The organism is Streptococcus sp. 17.1 (assembly GCF_016648655.1).
GTDB classification, from domain to species: Bacteria; Bacillota; Bacilli; order Lactobacillales; family Streptococcaceae; genus Streptococcus; species Streptococcus salivarius_E.
On record NZ_JACLQM010000039.1, the window covers coordinates 1 to 4,604 of the forward strand.

Genomic DNA, 4,604 nt, shown 5'->3' on the forward strand with positions numbered 1-4,604 from the left:
TTTAGCTTACAGAACTGCTTGTGAAGCTCTAGAGGATGAGTTCGAGTAAATGTTGCACTTATTCTTGCAATTTATCACTTGAATAAATTCCGATATAAAAGATTTTATGAACAAGTATTTCAATTATCTTTTGATGATTTTCTTACCTACTTAAAGAGTTTTTTAGTGCTATCTATGGAGCATCATGTTTTGATTTCACTTCAAACATTTTTAAGAGACATAAAGCGCTTGATCAAAGAAACAAGCTGGGATATAGATTTCAATGTGGAACATATTAAGATTTACAATCCCTCAATATGTATAGACTTTCTTTCTACACTACCATGTTTAGAGGATAATGAATTAACCCAATTGATTGAACAACTAGATGAACTTTTAACTGTTAGTTATCAACTGAACACTAAAAAACAACGAAAGTTAGCTCAATTTCAATCCTATTTTCTATTTAATGATATTTTAAACGACTATTGGGTTAAACCATTATCAGATGAAGAAAGATTGTTTTACTACCCTCTTTACTTATGGTGGCAAATAACAGCAGTAGTACCACTTAGACCAAGGGAATTTTTACTTACTCAAAGAAATTGTCTTACAGAAAAAGACGGAAAGTATTACTTAACTCTCAGACGAAATAACTTAAAAGGAAAAGACAAGGGAGTATCCCATAAAATTTCAGAGGATTATTATTTAACGACTTACGAAGTACCATTTAAGCTTGCGAGTGAGATTATAAATTATCTAGAACTAACCAAAGATTTATCATCTACACAGTTAGATACCCTTTTTGTGACAGACTCACATTATCGTAAATGGAAACGTGTTACAGGTACTAAAAATCGCTTTTTGACTTATAGTAACTTAAATACCATTTTAAAATATTTCTTTAATGAGGTCGTATCTCAACAGTATGGATATTTTGTCCATCATATCAACTTCCCAAATAAATTGGATGAACATGAGATTAATTTTATTCATATTGGAGATACTAGACACATTGCAATGATCAATCTGATAGCAGAAGGGGCTAGTCCTGTAACAGCAATGCTCTTAGCTGGACATGATAGTGTCACAACATCCTCACATTATTTTTCAAATCTGAGCCAGTTTATTGAATGTAGGAGCTATCAGCTTTATCGTAAATTAACAAACTCTCAAACGTCTTACGCTATAAGTAAGACTCAACATAAATACACCGTTAATAAAAACTATGTTTCTCTTGATAATAAGGGCAGATGTTATTCACCTCGATTTGCAGAAGGTGATTATTCAGACTGCCTTAAAGTCATTAGCTCACATGCAGAGCTTGGTGCTTGCACTAGTTGTCCATTTTACAGAAAAGCTGGAAAAGATTATTTTTCTATGGATAAATCCTTTAAGAAATCAATTGATGAGGAGGCTTTAATTGTAGATGAGGCTATAAAAAGAGTTCGACGAGGAAAGGGAAATATAGAAGATATTGGTGAGGCGTTATTAAAACTTAAAACCGTTAGTCATTCTTATCAAGAATATCTAACTGAAAAACAATTATCTTTGCAGGAGTTCTCAAATGGCGAGAAAGAAGTATATTGATAATCAAGAATTGCTATCGTTATTTGAACATTATTTACTGGAACATTGTTCGAATAATCCTAGACTATTCAAAATTCCACAGTTTGGAAATTACCTCAGAAGCAACGGATTTCCTCAAGTTGCAGACACAACGATTAGAAGAAACAAAGAATTTAGACAAGCCCTTAATGATAAATTGGAACTATTTGAGGACGACACCTATCAAACAGTTATAACGTATAAAACTCTAGATGTAGAACGTTTCTTAATGACCAATAGAACCCCTAAAGCAATCAAATCAGCATTGATGGAACTTAACAATTATTATAAAAGAGTTGTTGATGCAGCAATAGAATATAAGGAAGAAGCAAATAAGCTTAAAACAAGAGTTTCAGAGTTAAAAAATGAGGTAGCACAGCTTAATGAAAACAATACTGAGATTAAAGAGCAGACAGCGTTAAATAAAGAATTATTAGAAGAAAACAAAAAGTTAAGGAATCTTCTTAAAACTAGTTTGTATCCTGATATTGCAAATGAATTATTAAAAGAAGAAGGCTTATTAAAATCTGATCAGCAACTTGTAACTAAGAAGTATCTAAGTGAAAATATTATCACCTCAGACTCGAAAATATCTTTTGAAAAGCATACTCATACTGAAAAGCAAACAATCAAAAGTAAGATTTTTGAAATTAAAGACTTACTGGATAACAAGACTAAGTATTAGGAGGAGAAAATGTCAGACTTAATCACTGATTTTCCAGCTTTATTGAACTATTGGGACTTTGACAAGAATATCAAAATAGATGTAGAAAAAATAACAGTTACCAGCAAAAAACACATTAACTGGAAATGTCCTACCTGTTCTTATGAATGGAAGGCAAGTGTAACAAAATCTTATAAAAATATCCAAAATCATTCAAAAATCTGTCCTGTATGTGAGCTTGGAGAAGTGTTCATAAAAGGGGAAAACTCTATATCTGCAAGGATTCCTAACTTTCTAAGGTACATAAACTTTCATTATGAAAATATAGAAACCATTCAGGAAGAGATTGATAATTTATCTTTTTCTTCAAAGAGGTTATTTCACTTCAAATGTCCTACCTGTCATGTTGGTTGGAAAGATGTAGCAAACACTTCTAAATTAATCAATAAACATAATCAAGAGCTTGTTCATGTCGGATGTAATGAAAGTATACATTTTGTACCTTACACTAAAGCATACCCTAATCTTCGGAAAATTTATCTTCCAGGGGAGCAAAACGATGTAGAGTTTAATGATTTGAAGTTAAATGACAATATTACAATCCCTAGAAATTGGAAATGCGACAAATGTGACAATATCTTTAAGTTGTCTATTGATCGGCTAATTTCAAGAATCAAAAGAGATGGTTTCTATTGTAATAACTGTAAAGCAACATTTGATACCGTAATTAAAGTGAAAGCCACCCCCCTATTGCATACAGATAGAAATCTTTTTAAGCAATTTATTCCAACTCTTGTAAAAAGTAATATGATTGATAGTTTATCCGATATCTTAGTAAGATGGCAGTGTTTTAAATGTCATGGTCAATATGAATGTAGTGTTATCAAAAGGCATTTTGAAGGCTGCCCTTATTGTGATAATAAATTGATGTTAAAAGGGTATAATACTTTACAAGAAACTCATCCATATTTAGAGAAATTTTGGGATAAAAGTAATGATAAATCTATTTCTGAATACTGGCATAAGTCTTCTGAATGTATAAATTGGAAATGTCCTTGTTGCAATGTAAATTTTCATTGCAGTCCTAATGAAATGATTTCAAGAACCGACTTAGAGAATAGTAATTTTCAAACTTGTCCTAATCATTGTGATTGGGATACACTTGTTTTTAACAATGATATACTCTATAATTTCCCAAAATTACAGGAAGAATGGAGCGAAAAAAATGGATTGCCTGTTCATTTAGCATTGAGCCACATTGAAACAAAAAAATATTGGTGGAAGTGTTCTGTTTGTCAAGGTGAATACCTTTGTTCAATTCCAATAAGAAAAGAAGTAATAAATAGCTGTCCATATTGTAATGATGAACAAGTATTAAAAGGTTATAATACAATTGCAGATACTTATCCTGAGTTGTGTGACCTTTGGAGTAGCAAGAATTTAGAAAAACCTGATGAGGTGACGAAATCGGCAGAATCCGAGAATAAAATATTTAATTGGATTTGTGATTGTTGTGATTTAGAATTTAAGGAGAGATTAGGGATTGTTCTAGGTGTGTTTACAAACAATAATTCTAATAGTCTCAACTCTATATGTCCTTACTGTAATAAAAAACTTCCTAAACCAAATGAAACACTAAGCTATGTTAAACCGTACTTAAACAATGAATGGGTAAAAGAACTGAATGGTGATATTGATATCTTCTTTTATGATTCAAATGCTTTAACCAATTGGGTTTGTCGAAAATGTCACAGAAGTTTTAAAGCAAAAATTTCTGAACGCCATGAAAATGACCAATGTTGTCCATATTGTTCTTTTAAGAAGACTGCAAAAGGTTATAATGATCTTGAAACAACACATCCTTGGTTAATTAAAGAATGGTCTTCAGTAAATAAACAAGAAATGTCTTCAGTAAGATTTAATTCAACATATACCGTATGGTGGAAATGTCCTGTATGCACTGGAGAATATCAGCAAGTCATAAAAGAAAAATATTACAGAGAAAATTCGTGCCCATATTGTAGGAATCAAAAAGTTTTAAAAGGATTTAATGACTTAGCAACGACACAACAAAGTCTAATGCCTGAGTGGGATTATTTGAATAACCTCCTAATAGCAAGCCCAACTGAAATTACAGAGTTGAGCAATCTGCCTGTATGGTGGATATGTCAAGAAAATCTTAATCACCGTTACAAAATTCAAGTAAAAGAAAGAATGGCATATAAAAAACGAAAAAAAAGAGCATGTTCCATTTGCAAAGGCCACAGAAGAAAGCAAGAACACTTTGTACAGTTAAAAAAAATATCTGACTGTAAAACACATATCCCAGCCCGCGAGACTATGAAAGATATCG

At 31.6% G+C, this 4,604-nt stretch carries 3 protein-coding genes; all 3 read left to right on the forward strand.

Features of this window, described 5'->3' with window-relative positions:
- Positions 1-78 precede the first annotated feature (78 nt).
- A complete protein-coding gene (locus tag H7T99_RS10430; RefSeq protein WP_230579121.1) occupies positions 79-1,569 on the forward strand; it encodes a hypothetical protein in 1,491 nt (496 codons plus the stop codon).
- Positions 1,547-2,272, forward strand: coding sequence for a hypothetical protein (locus H7T99_RS10435; RefSeq protein WP_037603289.1), 726 nt, complete (start codon positions 1,547-1,549; stop codon positions 2,270-2,272). The genes H7T99_RS10430 and H7T99_RS10435 overlap by 23 nt, the downstream gene beginning before the upstream one ends.
- A gap of 9 nt (positions 2,273-2,281) precedes the next feature.
- On the forward strand, positions 2,282-4,604 hold a 2,323-nt coding region (locus tag H7T99_RS10440; RefSeq protein ID WP_201035995.1), incomplete at its 3' end, for a zinc-ribbon domain-containing protein.

Bases quoted from the DNA above. Each gene is read 5' to 3' on its own strand.
- H7T99_RS10435 (WP_037603289.1), top strand. From the start codon at position 1,547: ATGGCGAGAAAGAAGTATATTGATAATCAAGAATTGCTATCGTTATTT.